Origin of the sequence: Streptomyces sp. NPDC056480 (assembly GCF_042795405.1) — a bacterium.
Lineage (GTDB): Bacteria > Actinomycetota > Actinomycetes > Streptomycetales > Streptomycetaceae > Streptomyces.
Genome location: NZ_JBHTSA010000010.1, coordinates 1 through 22,522, shown reverse-complemented (window position 1 = coordinate 22,522; position 22,522 = coordinate 1). Strand labels below are relative to the sequence as shown.

General features: G+C 72.8%; 19 protein-coding genes. 16 read left to right on the top strand and 3 right to left on the bottom strand.

Going from position 1 to position 22,522, the window contains the following annotated elements; genetic code table 11:
- Positions 1 to 158: 158 nt before the first annotated feature.
- The gene (locus ACFQ79_RS07460) at positions 159 to 950 is read left to right on the top strand and encodes a hypothetical protein (protein WP_383580000.1); all 792 of its coding nucleotides are present in this window, start codon (positions 159 to 161) and stop codon (positions 948 to 950) included.
- Positions 951 to 1,047: 97 nt separating this feature from the next.
- Here ACFQ79_RS07460 and ACFQ79_RS07455 read toward each other — a convergent pair whose 3' ends face one another.
- A complete protein-coding gene (locus tag ACFQ79_RS07455; RefSeq protein ID WP_383579999.1) occupies positions 1,048 to 1,557 on the bottom strand; it encodes a MarR family winged helix-turn-helix transcriptional regulator in 510 nt (169 codons plus the stop codon).
- Positions 1,558 to 1,823: 266 nt separating this feature from the next.
- Here ACFQ79_RS07455 and ACFQ79_RS07450 point away from each other — a divergent pair, with 266 nt between their 5' ends.
- Both ACFQ79_RS07450 and ACFQ79_RS07445 read left to right on the top strand, forming a co-directional pair.
- The gene (locus tag ACFQ79_RS07450; RefSeq protein WP_383579998.1) at positions 1,824 to 2,654 is read left to right on the top strand and encodes a lysozyme; all 831 of its coding nucleotides are present in this window, start codon (positions 1,824 to 1,826) and stop codon (positions 2,652 to 2,654) included.
- Positions 2,655 to 2,843: 189 nt separating this feature from the next.
- Positions 2,844 to 3,728: a lytic polysaccharide monooxygenase gene (locus ACFQ79_RS07445; RefSeq protein WP_383579997.1), complete on the top strand. Its 885-nt coding sequence runs from the start codon at positions 2,844 to 2,846 to the stop codon at positions 3,726 to 3,728.
- 45 nt (positions 3,729 to 3,773) lie between these two features.
- Here the strand turns inward: ACFQ79_RS07445 and ACFQ79_RS07440 are convergent, their stop codons facing one another.
- Together ACFQ79_RS07440 and lon are read right to left on the bottom strand one after the other, a co-directional pair.
- Positions 3,774 to 4,379, bottom strand: coding sequence for a DUF4240 domain-containing protein (locus tag ACFQ79_RS07440; protein ID WP_383579996.1), 606 nt, complete (start codon positions 4,377 to 4,379; stop codon positions 3,774 to 3,776).
- 144 nt (positions 4,380 to 4,523) lie between these two features.
- On the bottom strand, positions 4,524 to 6,938 hold the full coding sequence (gene lon / locus ACFQ79_RS07435; protein ID WP_383579995.1) for an endopeptidase La: 2,415 nt from the start codon (positions 6,936 to 6,938) through the stop codon (positions 4,524 to 4,526).
- Between the two features lie 130 nt (positions 6,939 to 7,068).
- Between lon and ACFQ79_RS07430 the strand changes: the two genes are divergently transcribed.
- The 13 genes from ACFQ79_RS07430 to ACFQ79_RS07370 all read left to right on the top strand — a co-directional run bounded on the left by ACFQ79_RS07430 (position 7,069) and on the right by ACFQ79_RS07370 (position 22,397).
- Entirely contained in the window at positions 7,069 to 7,722 is a 654-nt protein-coding gene (locus tag ACFQ79_RS07430; RefSeq protein WP_383579994.1) for a GNAT family N-acetyltransferase, read from the top strand.
- A gap of 159 nt (positions 7,723 to 7,881) precedes the next feature.
- A complete protein-coding gene (locus tag ACFQ79_RS07425; RefSeq protein ID WP_383579993.1) occupies positions 7,882 to 8,490 on the top strand; it encodes a hypothetical protein in 609 nt (202 codons plus the stop codon).
- Between the two features lie 127 nt (positions 8,491 to 8,617).
- The gene (locus tag ACFQ79_RS07420) at positions 8,618 to 9,253 is read left to right on the top strand and encodes an RNA polymerase sigma factor (protein WP_383579992.1); all 636 of its coding nucleotides are present in this window, start codon (positions 8,618 to 8,620) and stop codon (positions 9,251 to 9,253) included.
- Positions 9,250 to 10,341: a zf-HC2 domain-containing protein gene (locus ACFQ79_RS07415; RefSeq protein WP_383579991.1), complete on the top strand. Its 1,092-nt coding sequence runs from the start codon at positions 9,250 to 9,252 to the stop codon at positions 10,339 to 10,341. The genes ACFQ79_RS07420 and ACFQ79_RS07415 overlap by 4 nt, the downstream gene beginning before the upstream one ends.
- Entirely contained in the window at positions 10,338 to 11,135 is a 798-nt protein-coding gene (locus ACFQ79_RS07410) for an ABC transporter ATP-binding protein (RefSeq protein WP_383579990.1), read from the top strand. Before ACFQ79_RS07415 ends, ACFQ79_RS07410 begins: the two co-directional genes overlap by 4 nt.
- Positions 11,132 to 12,460: a hypothetical protein gene (locus ACFQ79_RS07405; RefSeq protein ID WP_383579989.1), complete on the top strand. Its 1,329-nt coding sequence runs from the start codon at positions 11,132 to 11,134 to the stop codon at positions 12,458 to 12,460. Before ACFQ79_RS07410 ends, ACFQ79_RS07405 begins: the two co-directional genes overlap by 4 nt.
- Positions 12,457 to 13,068: a hypothetical protein gene (locus ACFQ79_RS07400; protein WP_383579988.1), complete on the top strand. Its 612-nt coding sequence runs from the start codon at positions 12,457 to 12,459 to the stop codon at positions 13,066 to 13,068. Before ACFQ79_RS07405 ends, ACFQ79_RS07400 begins: the two co-directional genes overlap by 4 nt.
- A gap of 435 nt (positions 13,069 to 13,503) precedes the next feature.
- Positions 13,504 to 14,940 (top strand): MFS transporter, encoded by a 1,437-nt coding sequence (locus ACFQ79_RS07395; protein WP_383579987.1) that lies wholly within the window; start codon positions 13,504 to 13,506, stop codon positions 14,938 to 14,940.
- Between the two features lie 115 nt (positions 14,941 to 15,055).
- Positions 15,056 to 15,544, top strand: a complete 489-nt coding sequence (locus ACFQ79_RS07390; RefSeq protein ID WP_383579986.1) for a pyridoxamine 5'-phosphate oxidase family protein — start codon at positions 15,056 to 15,058, stop codon at positions 15,542 to 15,544.
- 142 nt (positions 15,545 to 15,686) lie between these two features.
- A complete protein-coding gene (locus ACFQ79_RS07385) occupies positions 15,687 to 16,358 on the top strand; it encodes a spermidine synthase (protein ID WP_383579985.1) in 672 nt (223 codons plus the stop codon).
- A gap of 71 nt (positions 16,359 to 16,429) precedes the next feature.
- The gene (locus tag ACFQ79_RS07380) at positions 16,430 to 17,167 is read left to right on the top strand and encodes a response regulator transcription factor (RefSeq protein WP_030207163.1); all 738 of its coding nucleotides are present in this window, start codon (positions 16,430 to 16,432) and stop codon (positions 17,165 to 17,167) included.
- Positions 17,168 to 17,196: 29 nt separating this feature from the next.
- Complete coding sequence (locus ACFQ79_RS07375) at positions 17,197 to 18,288, top strand: ATP-binding protein (protein WP_383580074.1); 1,092 nt, start codon at positions 17,197 to 17,199, stop codon at positions 18,286 to 18,288.
- A gap of 290 nt (positions 18,289 to 18,578) precedes the next feature.
- Positions 18,579 to 22,397 (top strand): multifunctional oxoglutarate decarboxylase/oxoglutarate dehydrogenase thiamine pyrophosphate-binding subunit/dihydrolipoyllysine-residue succinyltransferase subunit, encoded by a 3,819-nt coding sequence (locus tag ACFQ79_RS07370; RefSeq protein WP_383579984.1) that lies wholly within the window; start codon positions 18,579 to 18,581, stop codon positions 22,395 to 22,397.
- Positions 22,398 to 22,522 lie beyond the last annotated feature (125 nt).

Below are 22,522 nucleotides of genomic sequence, written 5' to 3'. Positions count from 1 at the left end.
GCGGGCTTTGGCAGGATGCCCGCCCGCAGCTTCCCGGAGCCTGCGGCTCCGGCTCCCCGGGGACCTCCGCCGGGTTGGTACAGGCCATTTCCGCACTTTTGCAGGTCCGGTGAAGACGCGGACCGGGAACGCACGCCGCTCCGGGCACACTGGTCGTCATGCGCAGCGACGTCGCCACCCTCCCCGGCAGCCCCGAACGCCCCAACGAGGACTGGGTGGCCGCCGCGCTGCCCGCCTCGGGCGGCGGGGGAACCGTCGTCCTCCTCGACGGTGTCACGCCACCGGCCGGTGATGACGGTTGTGTGCACACGGTGCCGTGGTTCACCGCGCGCCTCGGCGGTTCTTTGACCGAACTGTCCGCTTCCCGCAGGGACATGTCCCTGGCCGAGATCCTGTCGCTGGCAATCCGGCGCACCGCGGACGCCCATCGGGACACCTGTGACCTTTCTCACGTCCGTACGCCCCAGGCGACCGTGGTGCTCGTCCGCTGGGACGAGACCTCGGTCGAACACCTCGTGCTCTCCGACTCCGTGCTCCTGCTGGAGTCGCCGGACGGGGCCGTACGGGCCGTGCTGGACGACCGGCTCGACCGCGTCCCCGACGAGATCCTGCGGTCCCTGGCGGCGACGGACCGGCTGCGGAACCGGGAGGGCGGCTTCTTCACGGCGGCGGCCGACCCGGCGGTCGCCGGGCGGGCGGTGACGGGGACGAGCCCGCGCGCGGACGTACGGGCCCTGGCGGCGCTCACGGACGGGGCGAGCCGCTGGGTGGAACTGTTCGGCGAGGGCGACTGGACGGACTGCTTCGGCGTGCTGCGCAAGGAGGGCACGCTCGGGCTGCTCCACCGCGTGCGCGCCCTGGAGGCGGCGGACGGGACGGCCGGCGGGACGCGCCGCTGGAAGCTGCACGACGACGCGACGGCGGTCCTGGTGGACCTGGGGGCGGGCTGAGCGGCGGCGGTACCGGCGGAGCCGGGGGCCGACCGAGCGGTGGCCGTCCCGAAGGCGGCGGGGAGCCGTGGGGCGGCCGCGGCCCGTGTGGGGCCGCTCAGCCCTCGGATCTGACGTTGAAGTGGTTCAGGAGGCGGGCGAGTTCGGAGACCTCGGCGCGGTCCCAGTCGGCGAGCTTGCGGACGTAGCGCTCGCGCCGCGCGTCCCGGACGTGCCGGAAGCGGTCCCGGCCCTCCTCGGTGAGCCGGACGAGGGAGGCGCGTCCGTCGGCGGGGTCGGGGTCGCGGGCGACGAGCCCGAGGTCTTCGAGGGCCCGGAGCTGACGGCTCATGGTCGCCTTGCCGACCCCGAAGTACCCGGCGAGTTCGGTGGCCCGCTGGGGGCCGGCGTCGTCGAGCCGTACGAACAGGCCGTAGGCGGCGGGCTCGAGTTCGGGGTGGACCTCGCGGGCCATCTCGCCGGACTGGGCACGGGCGCGGCGCAGGAAGACCGCGAGTTCGCGTTCGAGTGCGAGGAACACCGGGTCGACCCCGCCGGACGGGGCGTGGGGTTCGCCGCCGGCGGTCGGCGGGACCCCGCCTTCATTTCCCGTACCGCTTCCGTGCACGTCAGCACCCCTCACACGTTCTCCGGCGACCCGCCGACGGCTTTCCGGCCGCTGAAAGTTTCTTTCGGCCGAGGCCATCGCCGCAGCTCTTCCAGTATTTCGCAGGCGTAGACCAACGGCGGTATCCGGGACCCCTTCCATGGGCCGGGTCTACGTGCGTAGCGTCGTCCACGACACCCTTCTGACATGTCCACACCAGGACCTGCCCGACGGGCGTCCAGGACCGTCGACATCGCTCCCCCCACCGATCCTTTCGGAGGCACGCAATGCGTGTGCACAGATCCGGAACGACCCTCGCCGGCGCCGCGCTCGCGGCCCTGACCCTCCTCCTCCCCCTCGCCGCGTCCGCCGGAGCCGCCCAGGACCCGGGCGTCCGCCAGGCGCCCCCGCGCGGCTCCGCCAGCATGGGCATGGGCGTCCTCGCGCACGACGGGCGCGGCAGCGCTCCCGGCGGCGCCTCCGCCCAGGCCGTCCAGACCGAAGGCGTGGACGTCTCCAGCCACCAGGGCAACGTCGCCTGGTCCACCCTGTGGAACAGCGGCGTCAAGTGGGCCTACGTCAAGGCGACGGAGGGCACCTACTACAAGAACACCTCCTTCAACCAGCAGTACACCGGCTCGTACAACGTCGGCATGATCCGGGGCACGTACCACTTCGCGACCCCCGACACGACGACGGGCGCGGCCCAGGCCGACTACTTCGTCGACAACGGCGGCGGCTGGTCGAAGGACGGCAGGACGCTGCCGGGCGTGCTCGACATCGAGTGGAACCCGTACGGCGCGACCTGCTACGGCAAGAGCCAGGCCGGGATGGTGACCTGGATCCGCGACTTCGTGAACCGGTACAAGGCGAGGACCGGCCGGGACGCCGTCATCTACACGGCGACCAGCTGGTGGACGCAGTGCACCGGCAACTCCTCCGCCTTCGCCGCGACCAACCCGCTGTGGATCGCGCGGTACGCCGCGTCCGTGGGCGAACTCCCGGCCGGCTGGCAGTACTACACGATGTGGCAGTACACCTCGTCCGGCCCGACGGTCGGCGACCACAACCACTTCAACGGCGACCTCTCGCGGGTGCAGGCACTGGCCAACGGCTGACGTCTCCCGCGTACGGCGGCCCCCGGGCGTGCGGCACCCCGGGGGCCGCTCCGGCTTTTCCGGCCCTCCCTCTTGCCTATTGGTATGGACCAATGCGAGGCTCTACGCCGATCGCCCGGGATTCAACTTCCGTGCGGTCAGCGCGCGTTGCTCGTCCGTCCTCCCCCACGCACGAGAGAGAGCCCCCGCATGCAGTCCACCCGACGCACCGCCGCCGGTGTCGCCGCCCTGTCCGCCGCCGCAGCACTCGTCACCCTCACCCCCACCACCGCCAGCGCCCACGGAGCCGTCTTCAACCCCGTGAGCCGCGTCGCCGCCTGTTACGCGGAGGGACCCGAGACCCCCAAGTCGCAGGTGTGCAAGGACCTCGTCGCCGACTCCGGCACCCAGCCGCTCTACGACTGGAACGAGGTCAACATCGCCAACGCCGCCGGTCAGCACCAGGCCCTCATCCCGGACGGCAAGCTCTGCTCGGCGAACCGCGCGAAGTACCGGGCGCTCGACTGGGCGCGCACCGACTGGCCGGCGACGGCGGTCGCGGCGGGCAGCTTCGCCTTCAAGGTCCGGGTGACGGCCGCCCACTCCGGCACCATGACCGTCTACATCACCAAGCCGGGCTTCGACCCCACGCAGCCGCTGAAGTGGTCGGACCTGGACGCGACCCCCGTCGCCGTCTACAACACCACCCGCACGGCCACCGACGGCTACTACAACTTCACGGGCGACCTCCCCGCCCGCACCGGCCGCCACATCGTCTACAAGGTGTGGCAGCGCAACGACAGCCCCGAGGCCTTCTACAGCTGCTCGGACGTCACCTTCGGCGGTGCGGCCGCGCAGCCGGCCGCGGCGAAGGCGCAGGCCCCGAGCGAGGCGAAGATCGCGGCGGGCGCGTCCCTCTCCACCGTGAGCCACGCGGGCCACGGCGGCGACGAGCAGGCCCCGGCGCTCTCCGCCGAGACGGCCGAGACCCCCACCTCGCCGCTGCCCATGGCCCTCGCGGGCGCGGGCGCCCTCGCCGCCTTCGGCGCGGGCAGCCTGCTCCTGGGCCGCCGCCGGAACTCGTCGGCCTCCTAGGGCCCTCCGGAACCGTCCGGCTCCGGGGGCACCGTCCCGTGAGTCCTAGGAGCCGGACGCACCGAGCGGGAAGAGGGCGACCAGCCGGGGTATCGCCACCCCCTCCGGACGAGACCCCCGGGGCTCGTCGCCCTCTTCCCACTCCTCGGGGTCGGAGAGCTCGTCAGCGAGCTCCTCGGCACGCTCGTCCACGGCGTCGTCGAACTCCTCGCCGCAGTCGTCCTCCTGGCCAGTCAGCTCGTCGTACGCGTCCTGAGCGACGTAGTCCAGCCCCTCCCACTCCGGCCACTCGTCGTCGTCCCACTCGTCCCGGTGCCGGCCCACCAGGGCCCGTACGCCCGCCACGTCGGCCAGCGCGTCCGGGTCGGCGACGACCGAGTCGTACACCTTCCGTCCCTGCCCGACCAGCCAGAGGGTGAAGTAGTGGAAGCCGTCGTCCGTGCAGGCTCCGCTCTCGATCCGGTTCGCCGCCCGCCACAGCGCGCGCGTGCCCGCGACCTCGCACGCGTCGTCGAGGCGCACCTGGAACTCCACGCTCTCGGCGGCCGGGCGCCGGAGCAGCTCCGCGCGCAGCCACTCCGTCCGCTCATCCAGGTTCCCGGTACGGCGGCTCAACTCGTCGATGAGAGCCCAGAAGGCGTCTTCGTTCATGCGTACGAGCATGACACCCCCGGCTGACATCCGGGTGACGATTTACCTGCGAGTATGCGCACGCGCGGGACATGACGGAGCGGGGTGCCCCCGTGTCGGGGACACCCCGCTCCGTCTCTCCGTCGTACGGGCTTCGCGCGGGAGTTACGCCGCCGCCACTCCCACCGGCACAGCCGCCGGAGCCAGGGCGATCTCCAGGACCTGACGGACGTCCGTCACCGGGTGGACCTCCAGCCTCTCCAGGATCTCGGCCGGGACGTCGTCCAGGTCGGCCTCGTTCCGCTTGGGGATCACGACCGTGGTGATGCCCGCCCGGTGCGCGGCGAGGAGCTTCTGCTTCACGCCGCCGATCGGGAGGACCCGGCCGGTGAGGGAGACCTCGCCGGTCATGGCCACGTCCGTGCGGACCAGGCGTCCGCTCAGGAGGGAGGCCAGGGCGGTCGTCATGGTGACGCCCGCGCTCGGGCCGTCCTTGGGGACCGCGCCCGCGGGGAAGTGGATGTGCACGCCCCGGTCCTTCAGGCCCGTGACGGGCAGTTCCAGTTCCGCGCCGTGCGAGCGGAGGAAGGAGAGCGCGATCTGCGCCGACTCCTTCATCACGTCGCCCAGCTGACCGGTCAGGGTCAGTCCGGCGGCGCCGGTCTCCGGGTCGGCCAGGGACGCCTCGACGAAGAGGACGTCACCGCCCGCGCCGGTCACGGCGAGCCCGGTGGCGACACCCGGCACGGCGGTACGGCGCTCCGCCGGGTCCTGGGCCGACTCCGGCACGTGGTGCGGCCGTCCGATCAGCTCGCGCAGGTCGTCGGGACCGACCGTGAACGGCAGTTCGCGGTCGCCCAGTTCGTGCTGGGCCGCGATCTTGCGGAGCAGCCGGGAGACGGCCCGCTCCAGGGTGCGTACGCCCGCCTCGCGGGTGTACTCGCCGGCCAGCCTGCGCAGGCTCGCGTCCTCCAGGACGACCTCGCCGGGCTCCAGACCCGCGCGCTCCAGCTGCCGGGGCAGCAGGTGGTCCCGGGCGATGACGACCTTCTCGTCCTCCGTGTAGCCGTCGAGCCTGACGAGCTCCATGCGGTCGAGCAGGGCCTCCGGAATGGCTTCGAGGACGTTGGCCGTGGCCAGGAAGACGACGTCCGAGAGGTCGAGCTCGACCTCCAGGTAGTGGTCGCGGAAGGTGTGGTTCTGCGCCGGGTCGAGGACTTCGAGGAGGGCCGCCGCGGGGTCGCCGCGGAAGTCGGAGCCGACCTTGTCGATCTCGTCGAGCAGGACCACCGGGTTCATGGACCCGGCCTCCTTGATCGCCCGCACGATCCGGCCGGGCAGGGCGCCGACGTACGTCCTGCGGTGGCCGCGGATCTCCGCCTCGTCCCGGACGCCGCCGAGGGCGACCCGGACGAACTCGCGTCCCATCGCGTGCGCGACGGACTCGCCGAGCGAGGTCTTGCCGACGCCGGGCGGGCCGACGAGGGCGAGTACGGCTCCGCCGCGGCGGCCGCCGACCACGCCGAGGCCGCGCTCGGCACGGCGCTTGCGCACCGCGAGGTACTCGGTGATCCGCTCCTTCACGTCGTCGAGACCGGCGTGCTCGGCGTCGAGGACGGCGCGGGCACCGCGGATGTCGTACCGGTCCTCGGTCCGCTCGTTCCAGGGGAGTTCGAGGACGGTGTCCAGCCAGGTGCGGATCCAGGAGCCCTCGGGGGACTGGTCGCTGGACCGCTCCAGCTTCTCGACCTCCTTGAGGGCGGCCTCGCGGACCTTCTCGGGCAGGTCGGCGGCCTCCACGCGGGCGCGGTAGTCGTCGGACTCGTCGCCCTCGGCCTCGCCGTTGAGGTCACGGAGCTCCTTGCGGACGGCTTCGAGCTGGCGGCGGAGGAGGAACTCGCGCTGCTGCTTGTCGACGCCCTCCTGGACGTCCTTGGCGATGGTCTCGGCGACGTCCTGCTCGGCGAGGTGCTCGCGGAGCTGGGCGGTGGCGAGCCTGAGGCGGGCGACCGGGTCGGCGGTCTCCAGGAGCGCGACCTTCTGCTCGACGGTGAGGAAGGGCGAGTACCCGGAGTTGTCGGCGAGGGCGCCGACGCCGTCGATCTGCTGGACGCGGTCGACGACCTGCCAGGCACCGCGCTTCTTGAGCCAGCTGGTGGCGAGCGCCTTGTACTCCTTGATCAGGTCGGTGACCTGACCGGGCAGCGGCTCGGGCAGGGTCTCCTCGACGGTGCTGCCCTCGACCCACAGGGCCGCGCCGGGTCCGGTCGTGCCGGCGCCGATGCGCACGCGGCCGAGACCGCGGATCAGGGCGCCGGGGTCGCCGTCGGACAGTCGCCCGACCTGCTCGACGGTGCCCAGGACGCCGGTGCCGGCGTAGGTCCCGTCGACGCGGGGCACGAGCAGCACCCGCGGCTTGCCCGCACCGGGCCGCGCGGCGGCCTGGGCGGCCTCCACGGCGGCGCGCACGTCGTTGTCGGACAGGTCGAGCGGCACCACCATGCCGGGCAGCACGACCTCGTCGTCAAGCGGCAGTACGGGCAGAGTGAGCGGCACGGACGGCTTGGAGTCGGAAGCCATGATCTCCCCTTCGGCAGTCAAGTTGAGCTATGCCGACTCAATGCATGTGAGCCCATGAATGTTCCCGGACGCCTGTTCGCCCTGAGCGATCACCCTCGCACCGGCCACTTCCGGCCGATGTAATGACTGCATGGATATTGCAGCGCTTACATCGGCGTGGGTGGCGGGCTGGACCGTCTCCCGGGGGACCCCGGCCGCCGTCCACGAGCCCTGGGGCCACCGGATCGAGGTGGGGCTGCCCCGGCACGTCGTACGGCACGTGCTGCCCGCCCCCGACGCCGCCACGGTCGGCGCGCTCTGCGCCCGGCTGACCACCCCGTACAGCTGGCTCAAGATCATGGCGGGGCCCGAGGACGCGCAGGCGTGGATCACGGAGGGCTGGACGGTCCCCGACGACCCCGGCTTCATGATGGTCAAGCCGCTGGACCCCGGCGCCAGGCCGGCCCCGCCCGAGGGATACGCACGGACCACCGAGGTCAAGGACGGTGTCATCCGGGTCCGCGTCCTGGCGCCCGACGGCACCCTCGCCGCCCGCGGCCAGATCGCCCCGACCGGTTCCACGGCCGTCGCCGACCAGATCGAGACCGACCCCGCGCACCGGCGGCGCGGGCTCGGCGCCAACGTCATGCGCACCCTGGAGGCGGCCGCCGCCCAGGCCGGCGCCGAGACCGGGGTGCTCGCCGCGACCACGGACGGCCTCGCGCTGTACGACTCCCTCGACTGGCGCTACCGGGGGCCGCTCACGGGCATCGTCCGGGACGGCGGCGCGACGCGGACCGGCTGACGGCCGGGCCCTGGATCGGAGGGCCTGGGGCAGGGGCCGGGGTCGGGGCAGGGATCCGCGGCCCCGGGCCGGGATCCGAGGCAGGGATCCGGGGGCCGGCCGGGACCGAACCTGGCCGTCCGGCTGCGCGCGGTGCCCGCCACCCGGCATGCTCGGTCCATGGTGAGAGGCGTACGGGGAACGTGGTGCGGGACCCTGCTCCTGGTGGGGGCCCTGACCGGCGTTACGAGCGGATGCGGGCCGGAGACGCCGCCCGCGCCGGGCGGTCCGCCGTCGGGGACGAGCGGACCGGCCGAGCCGGGCGCCACGTCGACGGCCACGGCCCCGGGGACGACGGCGGTGCCGGGAGCCACGACGACCCCGGCAGCCACGACGGCGCCGGGCGCCACCACGGCTCCCGGCACCCGCACGGCGGACCCCCACCCCGCCGAGGTCCTCGTCGAGGTCGTCGTCAACGGCGGCCTCGCCGGTGTCCGCAACAAGCTCGTCGTCCACTACGACGGCTCCTGGACCAGCCGCTCCGGCACCGAGGAGCCCCGCACCGGCCGGCAGACCCCCGCCGAGGCCGCCGAGCTCCGCGCCGCCCTGGCGGACCCCGCGTACGCCCGGGTCCCGGAACGGCCGACGGGCGACCCGGTCTTCGACGGCTTCCAGTACTACGTGACGTACCGCCACCGCCTCGTCGTCTCGGGCGACGGCGAGCGCCCGGCCGCGCTCCAGCGGGTCTTCGCCGCCCTCCCGGAGGGCGGCCCGCCGACGAACCCCTGAGCCAGCCCGCGGAAGACCGCCTGGGCCGACCCGCCGCGCCCCCGCGTCGGGAACCGCACCCGCGCCGGCGCCCGCGCCCGTACCCGCGCCGAGAACCGAACCGGGGCACGCGCGCGATAGAGAAGGCGTGAGACTGTTGCGCCCCGCAGGGGGAGGCCCCTCCGGGGGCGACGAGGACGACGACTCGGCGCTGCTGCGCGCGGTCGCCCGGGGGGACTCCGAGGCGCTCGCCGTGCTGTACGACCGGCACGCAGGCTGGCTGCACGCCCGCCTCGCCCGGCGCTGCACGGACGAGGAGACCGTACGGGAGGTCCTCCAGGACACCTTCGTCACGGTCTGGCGCTCGGCCGGCGGCCACCGGGGCCGGGGCGAGGCCGGCGGCTGGATCTGGGTGATCGCGGCCCGGCGTCTGGTGGACGCGCAGCGGGCCCGGGCCCGCGCGGAACGCGTCGCGGAACGGGCGGCCGAGCACGCCGCCGTGCCCGCGGAGCCGTCCGTCGCCGCGTCCTCCGCCGAGGACCGGGTGCTCGCCGGACTGGAGTACGGAGAGGTGGGCGCGGCCCTCGACCGGATCTCGCCCGAACTCGCCGAGGTCCTGCGGGCGACCGTCGTCGACGGCCTGACGACCCGCGAGACCGCCCGGCTCCTCGGCATACCCGAGGGCACCGTCAAGACCCGCGCCCTGCGCGCCCGCCGCGAACTGCGCGCCGCGCTCGGAGCGGCCCACCCCGGTGGCCCGCACGCCTTGGGAGGCACCGCATGACGACCCGACGCCCCCCTGCGGACGGCCCGGGGAGCCCCGGTCTCCCCTGGCACGTCACCGACGCCCTCGCGCGCCGGTACGCCGACGGGTCCGCCGCCGAGACCGACGCCTGGTCGCTGGAGAAGCACGTCGAGTCCTGCGCGGGCTGCGCGGGCCGCGTCTCGGCCGCCGTACGGGCCGGAACGGCCGGCCCGGTCCTCGCGAGCGTCCGCGCCGAGCTGCTGGCATCCCTCGGCCCCGGCCGGGCTCCGTCGAGTGCCCGGGCCGTACGCCCGGGGTCCCCCGGCCGCGGGACCGCACCCGCCGCGCCCCTCGGCCGCCGTTTCGCGGCCGCCGCCTTCCTCGGGCGCTTCCTCGGGCGCCGGCCCGAACACGCCGACGCTCCCGGGCGCCGACCCGGATCCGTCGCCTCTCCCGGCACCCGGCCCGCCTCCGTCGCGCCCACCCCGCGCACCCCCACCCCCCTCGGCCGGTGGGCCCGGCTCTGGTGGGCCGTCGGGCCCGCCCTCCGCGGGTCCTGGGTGGTGGCCGTCCTGCTGGTCGTCGGCGGGGCCTTCGGGCTCGCCTACGGAGCCGGGGTCCAGGGGGCCCGTGGTCTGCTGCTCGCCCTCTCGCCCGTCCTGCCGCTCGCCGGTGTGGCCGTCTCGTACGGACGGCACGCCGACCCGCTGTACGAGATCACCGCCGCCACCCCTTCCGGCGGACTGCGGCTGCTGCTCACCCGTACCGCCGCCGTCCTCGCCGTCTGCGTACCGCTGCTGACCGCGGGCGGCGCGCTGCTCCCGCCGGTGACCGGCTTCCCGGGAGCCGCCGCCTGGCTGCTTCCCGGCCTGGCGCTGACCCTGGCCACGCTCGCGCTCGGCTCGTTCGTGGGCTGCCGGCCGGCGGCCGCGACGCTCGGCGGCGGATGGCTGCTCGCCGTCACGGGCCCGCTGCTCGGCCCCACGGACACGGCCGCCTCGGCCACCGCACTCGCCCCGTACTTCTCCGGCCCCGCCGCCCAAGGGGGGTGGGCCGCCGCCGCGCTGGCCTGCGCCGCCCTGCTCGCGCTGCGGCGCCGTTCCTTCGACCACCTGGAGTCCCGGTGAACGCCTCGACCGCCGTCGCGGTGAGCGGACTGACCGTCCGCCACCGCCGTACCGTCGCCCTCGACCGGCTCGACCTGTCCCTCGGTCCCGGCGTCCACGGCCTGCTCGGCCCGAACGGCGCCGGAAAGACCTCTCTCATCCGGGTCCTCGCGACCGTCGCCGCCCCCTCCTCCGGCCGGGTGGAGCTGCTCGGCGGGGACGCGACCAGCCATCGTGAACGCACCGGCATCCGGCGCCGGCTCGGCTATCTGCCGCAGGACTTCGGCTACTACCCGGCCTTCACCGTGCGGGAGTTCGTGGCCTACGTCGCCTGGCTCAAGGAGGTGCCGGCCGAGCGCGTCCCGGCGGCCGTGGAGCAGGCGGTGGCACGGGTCGGGCTCGGCGACCGGATCGACGCGCGGATGAAGACGCTGTCGGGCGGCATGGTCAGGCGCGCCGGAATCGCCCAGGCCATCGTGAACGAACCGGAGCTGCTGCTGCTCGACGAGCCGACCGCGGGCCTCGATCCGGAGCAGCGCGTCGATTTCCGCGCGCTCCTGAGGGAGTTGGGGACGGAGGCGACGGTGGTGGTCTCCACGCACCTGGTGGAGGACGTGGCGGCGGCCTGCACCCAGGTCGCCCTCATCGAGTCGGGCCGCCTCGCCTTCCAGGGCTCGACGGCCGAACTCACCGCGCTCGGCGGCGAGTCCGCCGACGGGAACGACTCCACGACGCATGCCGTCGAGCGCGGCTACACGGCCGCCCTGCGCGCCCACCGGGCCCCCGCGGACGCCGCGAAGGGAGCACTCCGGTGACCGCCACCCTCACCCCTCCCCCGCCGCGTACCACCGGACGGACCACCCGCGCGCCGAGGCCCGTCCTCATCGAGCTGCGCCGTGGGCTCGGCCCCTGGACCGGCGTCGCCGTCCTCCTCACGGTGCTCGTGACGATGTACGGCAAGGCGCCGGGCTGGCAGGGACGTTGGGCCGATGCCACGAACCTGCTGCACGTGGCCGCCGGGCTGCTCGCCGGACCGCTCGCGCTCGCGGCGGGCTGCTGGCAGGGCGGCCGGGACCGGCGGCGCGGAACGCTGGACCTCTGGGAGTCCGTGCCCCGCTCCCCGCTCCGCCGCCTGTTCGTCGCGGTCGCACCGTCCGCGCTCTGGCCGGCCGCGGGCGTGCTCCTCGCCGACGCGGTCTGCCTCCTCGCGACCTGGCCGTACGCCTCCGGCGGCCGCCCCTTCCTCGAACTCCTCGCCGCCGACGCGGTCGCCGTCGCCTCCCTGGGCGCGCTCGGCCATGCGGCCGGACGTACGGTCCGCTGGCGGCTGACGGCCCCGCTCCTGGGCATCGTCGGCTATGTGGCACTGGGCATCGGCGCGTACAGCCACCGAACCGTCCGCTGGCTGGACCCCGCCGCCGAGCACCAGTTCCTCTGGGACCGGCCGGTGTGGTGGTTCGGTCCGGTGTCGATGGCGTGGACGGCCGGGCTCGCGCTCACCGCCCTCCTGGCGTACGGGCTCCGCCGGGCGCGGCTGCGGGCGCTCGCCCTGGTCCCGCTGGCCGTGGCGGTCGCCGCCGCCGCGCTGATCCTGCGCCTGCCGATGGACGAGGGCCCGTGGCGTCCGGACCCGGCCCTGGCGCGCCCGCTCTGCGACGACGGCACGCCGCAGATCTGCCTCACGGCCGTGGACGAACGCCTGCTGCCCGAGGTGTCGGCGGCGCTCGCCCCGCTCAACACCCGCCTCAAGGGGCTGCCCGGCGCCCCGGTCCGCTGGGTCGGCGGCCCGTTCGGGGCCCCGCGCCCCGGAGACGTCGAACTGCCCAACGTGGCGGCGGACGCGGTGCGCGGCCGGCTCCCGCGCAAGGATCTGTATCTGAACTCGGCGGTCTCCTGGCTGTTCTCGGACACGTGCCGGCCGGGTGACAACACCGGTCCGAACGCGGAGCGGGCGAGCATCATCAACCTCGCCGTCATCGAGTGGCTGGCGCCGACGCCCGAGGGCTACGGACCCGATCCGACCGCCGCCCAGCCGTACATCGACCGGCTCCACGCCAAGTCCCCGGCCGCCCAGCGCGATTACCTGGCCCGCTATCTGGCGGCGAACACCTGCCACCCCGACGAGGTGCCGGTGCCATGAGGCCTGCCGCCCTGCTCTATCTGCGCTCCCGCGCCCTGCCCGGCGCCCTGGCCGCCCTCGCCGGAACGGCGGTGGCCGCCGCCTGGGCGGCCTGGTGGCTGGAGTCGCTGCCCGGCTTCGACCACACGGCCCGGCTGCCGGTCGTCGTCCTCGGCCCGCTGCTCGCGGCCGCCGCGATCGGCACCAGCCTCCACACACCGAGCGACGAGCTGGACCGTACGGCGGTACGCGCGTGGTGGCCCCGCCGTCTCGCCCATGTGCTCGCCCCGGCCGCCCTCGCCGTCACGCTGCTCGCCCTGGCGGTGCCGGGGCACGCGGAGGAGTTCGGCGCGCTCGCCGCCGTACGCAACACCCTGGGGCTCGTGGGCCTGACGGCGGCCGCCGCCGCTGTCGTCGGCGGCCGGCTGAGCTGGCTGCCGTCGGCCTTCTTCGTGGGTACGGTCTATCTCGCGGCCCCGGCCGCCCCGGGCGGAGGGGCGCAGTGGTGGGCCTGGGTGATGCAGCCGGGCGCCCAGGCGGGGGCGTGGACGGTGGCGGTCGCCACGCTCGTGGCCGGCACGGGCCTGTACGCGTGGCGGGGCGCGCGGCGGGTGACGGGCGAGTCCTGATCCCGAGGACCGCGCGGCAGGCGACGGGCGAGTCCTGATCCCGAGGACCGCGCGCCGCGAGGCCGGTACCTGAGACACGAGGCCGGTACCTGTGACACGAGGCCGGTACCTGTGACACGAGGCCGGTACCCGTAACGCGAGGTCGGTACCCGTGAAGTGAGGTCGGTACCCGTGAAGTGACCGGGTGACTTCGAAGTGCCTTCTTCCCCGATTCTCCGCCGTGCCGCAGGATTTCCCCATCGAAGCGGGGGAATCCCGCGGCACGGCTTTCTCCTTGTTTCGCGCCCTTTCCGGGGCGGCTTCTCACGCGGACTGCAAGGGAACGCCAGGTGCCCGCCGCCGGAATGCGGCCGATTCCCCGCGACCATTCCTTCGCGCCCAAGGAGAGATTCCGTGTCCCTTCAGAAATCCCCGTCGAGAAGCAGTGCGGACCGCATGAGCGGACGTGCCTGGGGCGTGCTGTTCGTGCTGTGCGGCGCGATCTTCCTCGAGGGCATCGACGTGGCCATGCTCAACGTCGCCCTGCCGTCGATCCGTGAGGACCTGGACATGTCGACGGGCATGCTCCAGTGGGTGATGAGCGCCTACGTACTCGGCTACGGCGGGTTCATGCTGCTGGGCGGCCGGGCCGCCGACCTGTTCGGACGCCGCCGGATGTTCGTCTTCTGGCTCGTGGTCTTCCTGCTCTTCTCCGGCCTCGGCGGGTTCGCCACCGAGGGCTGGATGCTGATCGTCGCCCGCTTCGTGACCGGTGTCGCCGCCGCGTTCATGACCCCGGCGGGTCTGTCCATCATCACCACGAGCTTCGAAGAGGGCCCTCAGCGCAACAAGGCCCTGCTCGTCTACTCCGGCACCGCGGCAGGCGGCTTCTCGATCGGCCTCGTCGTGGGTGGCCTGCTGACCGCCGTCGACTGGCGCTGGGTGTTCTTCGCGCCGGTCGTCCTCAGCCTGGTCATCCTGATCGCGGCGATCGCCCTCATCCCCAGGTCGCCGCGCCCGGACCGCACGGGCCAGGGCGTCGACCTGGCCGGCTCGGTCAGCGTCACCGGCGGCATCCTGCTCCTCGTCTTCGGCGTCGAGCGTGCCGCGCACGTCTCGGTGGCCACGACGATCGGCACCGTCGCGGCGAGCCTGCTGCTGTTCCTGGTCTTCGTCGCCGTCGAGCGCAGGTCGTCCTCGCCGCTGGTGCGCCTGGGCATCTTCCGCAACGCCTCGCTGGTCCGCGCCAATGTGGCGGGGCTGCTCTTCGCCGCGGGCTTCTTCGGCTTCCAGTTCATCGCGGTGCTCTACCTGCAGGAGCTGCGCGGCTGGTCGACCCTGCAGACCAGTTTCGCCCTCATCGTCATCGGTGTGGACGCGATCCTCTCCCCCACCCTCACCCCCCGGCTCGTGGCCAGGTTCGGCAACGCCCGGGTGATCTTCGGGGGTCTGCTCCTCGCCGCGCTGGCGTACGCGCTGTTCCTGCCGGTCGGCGCCGACTGGACGTACCTGGCGATGTTCCCGAGCCTGATCGTCCTGGGTCTGGCCTTCTCCCTGGCGTACGGGCCGCTGACCATCGTCGCCACCGACGGCATCGCCGAGGAGGAGCAGGGCGTCGCCGGCGGTCTGCTGTACACGTCCTTCCAGTTCGGCGCGGCTCTGGGCCTGTCCACGGTCGCCGCGGTGAACATCGCGGCCACGGACGGCGGCTCGCCCGCGGCGCTCCTCGACGGCTACCGGGCCGCCCTGGTCGTGCCGCTCGTCGCCGCCCTCGTCGCCGCCCTCGTCAGCGCCTTCGGTCTCCGCGGCCGGGCGGGGGCGGCGGACACCGACGCCGGACCCGTGCCCGCCGACATTCCCCGTACGGCCGAGCCCGCCGACGCGTCGAGGTAGCTCCTCCCGGCGACCGCCGGATGACGGCCTCCGGATGACGACCGCCGAATTCCGAATGCCGACCACCGCACGACGAACGACGACCACCGCATGACGAATGCCGAAAGGAATCGATATGGCCACCCGCGTGGAATCCTTCTCGGAGATCGAGGACAAGTTCAATGCCTACATCCAGGACATCGGCTACGCCACCATGATCACCGTGGACAGCGCGTCGCGCCCCAGGGCCCGCGTGCTGATGCCCGTCTGGGAAGTGGTCGACGGAAGACCGGTCGGCTGGCTCGCGGCCTACAAGACGCCCGTCAAGGTGGCGCATCTGGCCAACAACCCGCACACCACCTACTCGTACTGGAGCCCCCGCCAGAACGCCGTCTTCATCGACAGCGTCTCGACCTGGGCGGAGGACCGGGAGAGCAGGGAGTACGCGTGGGACCTCTACCGCAAGGGAAGCCCCGCGGGCGTCGGGTACGACCCCGTGGGCTACTGGCGCGGCGGCCCCGAGGACCCCGGGTACCACGTCCTGCGCATCGAACCGTGGCGGGTGCAGGTGCTCCGCGGCTCGGACCTCAGCAGCCGCATCTGGACGGACGGGAACCGGCGCTGAACGCGGCGCGGCGGGAGGTGGGGATTCTCGCACGGCCGTGCGACCCCATCTCCCCTTCCCCGAAACGGGTTTGTCCCCACCGCCGCCGTCCCGCGAGGATGGCCGGGGACCCACTGCCGAGCCGAGAGCGGAGCGACCGACCATGTCAGGAACCGTCACCCTCGACCGCCGAGAAGGACCGTACGGAGAGGTCGTCCTCCGCCGTCGCGACGAGCACTACGAGATCATCGCCAACGGCACCTTCCTGATGGACACCTCCGACGGGCGCTCCGAGCGGCTCCTGATCGACGCGGCACAGGCCGCGCTCCCCGAGCGGTCCCGCTCCGGTGCGGCCGTCCTCGTCGGCGGTCTCGGCGTCGGCTTCTCCCTCGCGCACGCCGCCGCCGATCCCCGCTGGGGCCGGATCGCGGTCGTCGAGCGGGAGGAGGCGATCATCGAGTGGCACCGCCAGGGGCCCCTCGCCGCGATCTCCGGGGCCGCGCTCGCCGATTCCCGGACCGTGATCCTGCACACGGACCTGGTGGACCACCTCCGCACCTCCTCGGACACCTACGACGCCCTCTGCCTGGACATCGACAACGGGCCCGACTGGACGGTCACCGAGGACAACGAATCCCTGTACGCGGCCGAGGGTTTGGCGGCCTGCGCGGCCCGTCTGAACCCCGGCGGAGTGCTCGCCGTCTGGTCCGCCCGGCCCTCCGTCGATTTCGAAGGGTCCTTGCGGAATGCCGGATTCAGCGGGGTACGGACGGAAGAGATCCCCGTTGCCCGGGGCGTCCCCGACGTGGTTCACCTCGGCATCCGGCCCGAGTAAGTCCTGGATAGCCGGGACGCCGCCGGTACCTCTAGGCTGCAGAGCCGACATCGGCGACGCGAGGCGGGGCAATGGAGCAGACACACACCACTCACCACGGTGCGGCGGCCACTCCGGGGGCCCAGCGCCGGGTGCTCGTGGTCGAGGACGACGCCACGATCGTCGAGGCGATCTCCGCTCGGCTGCGCGCCGAGGGGTTTCTCGTCCAGACCGCGACCGACGGCCCCGCGGCCGTCGACGCGGCCGAGGCATGGCAGCCGGACCTGATGGTCCTCGACGTGATGCTGCCCGGATTCGACGGCCTTGAGGTGTGCCGGCGGGTCCAGGCCCAGCGCCCCGTCCCGGTCCTCATGCTGACCGCCCGGGACGACGAGACCGACATGCTGGTCGGCCTCGGGGTGGGCGCGGACGACTACATGACCAAGCCGTTCTCGATGCGGGAGCTGGCCGCCCGGGTGCACGTGCTGCTCCGGCGGGTGGAGCGGGCCGCGCTGGCGGCCGTGACCCCGCGCAGCGGCATCCTGCGGCTCGGCGAACTGGAGATCGACCACGCGCAGCGCCGGGTCCGCGTGCGGTCCGAGGACGTGCACCTGACCCCGACCGAGTTCGACCTGCTGGTCTGCCTGGCGAGCACGCCGCGGGCGGTCCTCTCCCGCGAGCAGCTGCTCGCGGAGGTGTGGGACTGGGCGGACGCCTCGGGCACCCGGACCGTGGACAGCCACATCAAGGCGCTGCGCCGGAAGATCGGGGCCGAGCGGATCCGCACGGTGCATGGCGTCGGTTACGCGTTGGAGACCCCGGCGCTGTGAGCCGGCGGAGGCCCGGGTGGCCGAGGGAGCTGCGGGGACCGGACGGCGGGGTACGTCGGCCGCGCCGGATCGCGATCTCGATCAAGACCAAGCTGGGCACGCTGGTGGTCGGGGCGGTCCTGCTGACCTCCGGGCTCGCGCTGGTGGCGATCCGCACCTCCACGGAGTTCCGGTACATCACGATCTTCGCGATGATCGCGACCCTGCTGATCACCCAGTTCGTGGCGCAGTCCCTGACGGCGCCGCTGGACGAGATGACCACGGTGGCCGGGACGATCTCCCGCGGGGACTTCACCCGGCGGGTGCGGGGCGCGGACCGGCGCGACGAGCTGGGCGACCTGGCGTCGACGATCAACCGCATGGCCGACGACCTGGAGGCGGTGGACCGGCACCGCAAGGAGCTGGTCGCCAATGTGTCGCACGAGCTGCGGACCCCGATCGCCGCGCTCAGGGCCGTACTGGAGAACGTCGTGGACGGGGTCTCCGAGGCGGATCCGGAGACGATGCGGTCGGCGCTGAAGCAGACCGAGCGGCTGGGCCGGCTGGTGGAGACGCTGCTCGACCTGTCACGCCTTGACAACGGTGTCGTGGCGCTGAGGGCGAGCCGCTTCGAGGTCTGGCCGTATCTGTCCGGGGTTCTGCGCGAAGCGAACCTGGCCGCCTCGCAGCGTGGTCTCTCGTCCACCTCGGGCCTGCACAACCGCACGGATGTGCATCTGCATCTGGACGTGTCGCCGCCCGAGCTGGTGGCGCACGCGGACGCGGAGCGGCTGCACCAGGTCATGGCGAACCTGATCGACAACGCGGTGAAGCACTCGCCGCCGCACGGCCGCGTCACGGTCCGGGCCCGGCGCGGCCCGTACCCGGACTCCCTGGAGCTGGAGGTCGAGGACGAGGGTCCCGGCATCCCGGAGTCGGAGCGGCACAGGGTCTTCGAGCGGTTCAACCGGGGCACGGCCCCGCACCGGCAGGGCCCCGGGAGCGACGGCGGCACGGGACTCGGCCTCGCGATCGCCCGCTGGGCGGTGGATCTGCACGGCGGCGGGATCGGGGTGGCCGAATCAGCACGTGGCTGCCGGATCAGGGTCACTCTTCCGGGCAGCCTTCCGCCGAGAGATTGACGTAGGGTTCGAACCGGAGCAGCCCGTTCTGCGTGTAGGCGAGGGAGACCTCCGCGCACGTGAGCGGGGACTGGTCAGAGGTGCGGTCGAAGGCGGCCGTGCCTGCGCTTCCCCCTACCCTCACACATGCGGAACCACGCTTGTTTCCCGCCATTCACGGCCCCGAAACACCCCGTCAAGTGTGACTTGCGCGACGTTGGCGCTCCCCGCCTGCACCTCTCGGCCGGACAGGCGTAGCCTTTATTTCCGCTGTCCATCACCTTGTGAAGCGGAAGAGGGCGGTTGCCGCCGTGTCGTCTCAGTCCCCCAGTACCCCGAGCTCCCCGACCGACCAGGACGGGCAGGGCAAGAGCCCCGCAGTCGCCTTCGGTGCCAATGAGTGGCTCGTCGACGAGATCTACCAGCAGTACCTCCAGGACCCGAATTCGGTCGATCGTGCCTGGTGGGACTTCTTCGCCGACTACAAGCCGGGAGCGTCGGAGACCCCGACCGCCCCGGCTTCCACCACTCCGAGCGCCCCTGCGGCGCAGCAGGCGGGCCCCGCACAGGCCTCGCCTGCCGCTCCTGCGGCCGTTCCGGCCCCCGCGCCCGCTCCGGTCGCGGCTCCGGCCCCCGTGGCCGCTCCGGCGCCCGTGAAGGCCGCCGCGGCTCCTGCCGCGCCGGTCGCCGCGAAGCCCGCCGCCGCGCCCGCCCCGGCCAAGCCCGCCGCGGCCGCCGCCAAGCCCGCGGCCGAGGCCCCCGCCGGCCCCGAGCTGATCACGCTGCGCGGCCCCGCCGCCGCGGTCGCGAAGAACATGAACGCCTCGCTGGAGGTGCCGACGGCCACGTCCGTCCGCGCCGTCCCGGTGAAGCTGCTCTTCGACAACCGGATCGTGATCAACAACCACCTGAAGCGCGCCCGGGGCGGGAAGATCTCCTTCACGCACCTGATCGGCTACGCGATGGTGCAGGCGATCAAGGCCATGCCGTCGATGAACTACTCCTTCGCGGAGAAGGACGGCAAGCCGACCCTGGTCAAGCCGGAGCACGTGAACTTCGGTCTCGCGATCGACCTGGTGAAGCCCAACGGCGACCGCCAGCTCGTCGTCGCGGGCATCAAGAAGGCCGAGACGCTCAACTTCTTCGAGTTCTGGCAGGCGTACGAGGACATCGTCAAGCGGGCCCGCGTGGGCAAGCTGACGATGGAGGACTTCACCGGCGTCACGGTCTCCCTGACCAACCCCGGCGGCCTCGGCACCGTCCACTCCGTCCCGCGTCTGATGCCCGGACAGTCGGTCATCATGGGCGTCGGCTCGATGGACTACCCGGCCGAGTTCCAGGGCACGTCGCAGGACACCCTGAACAAGCTGGGCATCTCGAAGGTCATGACCCTGACCTCGACGTACGACCACCGCGTCATCCAGGGCGCCGCCTCCGGCGAGTTCCTGCGCGTCGTCGCCAACTTCCTCCTCGGCGAGGCGGGCTTCTACGACGACATCTTCAAGGCCCTGCGCATCCCCTACGAGCCGGTCCGCTGGCTCAAGGACATCGACGCGTCGCACGACGACGACGTCACCAAGGCCGCGCGCGTCTTCGAGCTCATCCACTCCTACCGGGTCCGCGGCCACGTCATGGCCGACACCGACCCGCTGGAGTACAAGCAGCGCAAGCACCCCGACCTGGACATCACCGAGCACGGCCTCACCCTGTGGGACCTGGAGCGGGAGTTCGCGGTCGGCGGCTTCGCCGGCAAGTCGATGATGAAGCTCCGTGACATCCTCGGCGTGCTGCGCGACTCGTACTGCCGCACCACCGGCGTCGAGTTCATGCACATCCAGGACCCGAAGCAGCGCAAGTGGATCCAGGACCGCGTCGAGCGCCCGCACTCCCGCGTGGAGCGCGAGGAGCAGCTGCGGATCCTGCGCCGGCTGAACGCCGCCGAGGCCTTCGAGACCTTCCTGCAGACGAAGTACGTCGGCCAGAAGCGGTTCTCCCTGGAGGGCGGCGAGTCCGTCATCCCGCTGCTCGACGCGGTCATCGACTCGGCCGCCGAGTCGCGCCTCGACGAGGTCGTCATCGGCATGGCCCACCGCGGCCGGCTGAACGTCCTGGCGAACATCGTCGGCAAGTCGTACGCGCAGATCTTCCGCGAGTTCGAGGGCAACCTCGACCCGAAGTCGATGCACGGCTCCGGCGACGTCAAGTACCACCTGGGCGCCGAGGGCACCTTCGTCGGTCTCGACGGCGAGGAGATCAAGGTCTCCCTGGCCGCCAACCCCTCGCACCTGGAGGCGGTCGACCCGGTCCTGGAAGGCATCGTCCGCGCCAAGCAGGACGTCATCAACAAGGGCGGCACGGACTTCACCGTCCTGCCCGTCGCCCTGCACGGTGACGCGGCCTTCGCCGGCCAGGGCGTCGTCGCCGAGACCCTGAACATGTCGCAGCTGCGCGGCTACCGCACCGGCGGCACGGTCCACATCGTCATCAACAACCAGGTCGGCTTCACCGCCGCCCCGGAGTCCTCGCGTTCCTCGATGTACGCGACCGACGTGGCCCGCATGATCGAGGCGCCGATCTTCCACGTGAACGGCGACGACCCGGAGGCCGTGGTCCGCGTCGCGCGGCTCGCCTTCGAGTTCCGCCAGACGTTCAACAAGGACGTCGTGATCGACCTCATCTGCTACCGCCGCCGCGGTCACAACGAGGGCGACAACCCGCAGTTCACCAACCCGCAGATGTACAACCTGATCGACAAGAAGCGTTCGGTGCGCAAGCTGTACACCGAGTCGCTCATCGGTCGCGGCGACATCACCCTCGAAGAGGCGGAGCAGGCGCTCCAGGACTTCCAGGGCCAGCTGGAGAAGGTGTTCGCGGAGGTCCGCGAGGCCACCAACGCCCCGGCGTCGGCGACCGTCCCGGACGCCAAGGCGGCCTTCCCGGTCGGCGTCACCACCGCGGTCTCCTCCGAGGTCGTGAAGCGGATCGCCGAGTCGCAGGTCAGCATCCCGGAGCGGATCACGGTCCACCCGCGTCTGATGCCGCAGATGCAGCGCCGCGCCGCCTCCGTCGAGGACGGCACGATCGACTGGGGCATGGGCGAGACCCTCGCCATCGGCTCGCTGCTCATGGAGGGCACCCCGGTCCGGCTGTCCGGCCAGGACTCCCGCCGCGGCACCTTCGGCCAGCGCCACGCGGTCCTGGTGGACCAGGAGACCGGCGAGGACTACACCCCGCTGCTCTACCTGGCCGAGGACCAGGCCCACTACAACGTCTACGACTCGCTGCTCAGCGAGTACGCGGCGATGGGCTTCGAGTACGGCTACTCGCTGGAGCGCCCGGACGCCCTGGTCATCTGGGAGGCCCAGTTCGGTGACTTCGTCAACGGCGCGCAGACCGTCGTCGACGAGTTCATCTCCTCGGCCGAGCAGAAGTGGGGCCAGACCTCCGGCGTCACGCTGCTCCTGCCGCACGGCTACGAGGGCCAGGGCCCGGACCACTCGTCCGCCCGCCCGGAGCGCTTCCTCCAGATGTGCGCCCAGGACAACATGACGGTCGCCATGCCGACGCTGCCGTCGAACTACTTCCACCTCCTGCGCTGGCAGGTCCACAACCCGCACCACAAGCCGCTCATCGTCTTCACCCCGAAGTCGATGCTGCGTCTGAAGGCCGCGGCGTCCAAGGCGGAGGAGTTCACCACCGGCGGCTTCCGCCCGGTGATCGGTGACACGACGGCGAACCCGGCCGACGTCCGCAAGGTCGTCTTCTGCGCCGGCAAGGTCTACTACGACCTGGAGGCCGAGCGTCAGAAGCGCGGCGACACGGAGACCGCGATCATCCGCCTCGAGCGTCTGTACCCGCTGCCGGGTGCCGAGCTCCAGGCCGAGATCGCCAAGTACCCGAACGCCGCGAAGTACATCTGGGCGCAGGAGGAGCCGGCGAACCAGGGTGCGTGGCCGTTCATCGCCCTCAACCTGATCGACCACCTGGACCTGGCGGTCGGCGCGGACATCCCGGCGGGCGAGCGCCTGCGCCGGATCTCGCGTCCGCACTCCTCGTCCCCGGCGGTCGGCTCGGCCAAGCGCCACCAGGCCGAGCAGCAGCAGCTGGTCAACGAGGTCTTCGACGCCTGATCGTCGCCCTCGGAGCACGTACGGAGGCCCGGCACCCCGCTTGGGGGTGCCGGGGCGCCGGCGGGTGGGGGGTAGGGTGTGCGGGTGGGTTAAGAGGTTGGCCGCGAAGTCCCACTAACGACGGG

Coding starts and splice junctions, on each gene's coding strand:
- ACFQ79_RS07460 (WP_383580000.1), top strand. CDS start 159: ATGCGCAGCGACGTCGCCACCCTCCCCGGCAGCCCCGAACGCCCCAAC.
- ACFQ79_RS07400 (WP_383579988.1), top strand. CDS start 12,457: ATGAGGCCTGCCGCCCTGCTCTATCTGCGCTCCCGCGCCCTGCCCGGC.
- ACFQ79_RS07380 (WP_030207163.1), top strand. CDS start 16,430: ATGGAGCAGACACACACCACTCACCACGGTGCGGCGGCCACTCCGGGG.
- ACFQ79_RS07425 (WP_383579993.1), top strand. CDS start 7,882: ATGGTGAGAGGCGTACGGGGAACGTGGTGCGGGACCCTGCTCCTGGTG.
- ACFQ79_RS07415 (WP_383579991.1), top strand. CDS start 9,250: ATGACGACCCGACGCCCCCCTGCGGACGGCCCGGGGAGCCCCGGTCTC.
- lon (WP_383579995.1), bottom strand. CDS start 6,938: ATGGCTTCCGACTCCAAGCCGTCCGTGCCGCTCACTCTGCCCGTACTG.
- ACFQ79_RS07440 (WP_383579996.1), bottom strand. CDS start 4,379: ATGAACGAAGACGCCTTCTGGGCTCTCATCGACGAGTTGAGCCGCCGT.
- ACFQ79_RS07390 (WP_383579986.1), top strand. CDS start 15,056: ATGGCCACCCGCGTGGAATCCTTCTCGGAGATCGAGGACAAGTTCAAT.
- ACFQ79_RS07385 (WP_383579985.1), top strand. CDS start 15,687: ATGTCAGGAACCGTCACCCTCGACCGCCGAGAAGGACCGTACGGAGAG.
- ACFQ79_RS07445 (WP_383579997.1), top strand. CDS start 2,844: ATGCAGTCCACCCGACGCACCGCCGCCGGTGTCGCCGCCCTGTCCGCC.
- ACFQ79_RS07430 (WP_383579994.1), top strand. CDS start 7,069: ATGGATATTGCAGCGCTTACATCGGCGTGGGTGGCGGGCTGGACCGTC.
- ACFQ79_RS07450 (WP_383579998.1), top strand. CDS start 1,824: ATGCGTGTGCACAGATCCGGAACGACCCTCGCCGGCGCCGCGCTCGCG.
- ACFQ79_RS07395 (WP_383579987.1), top strand. CDS start 13,504: ATGAGCGGACGTGCCTGGGGCGTGCTGTTCGTGCTGTGCGGCGCGATC.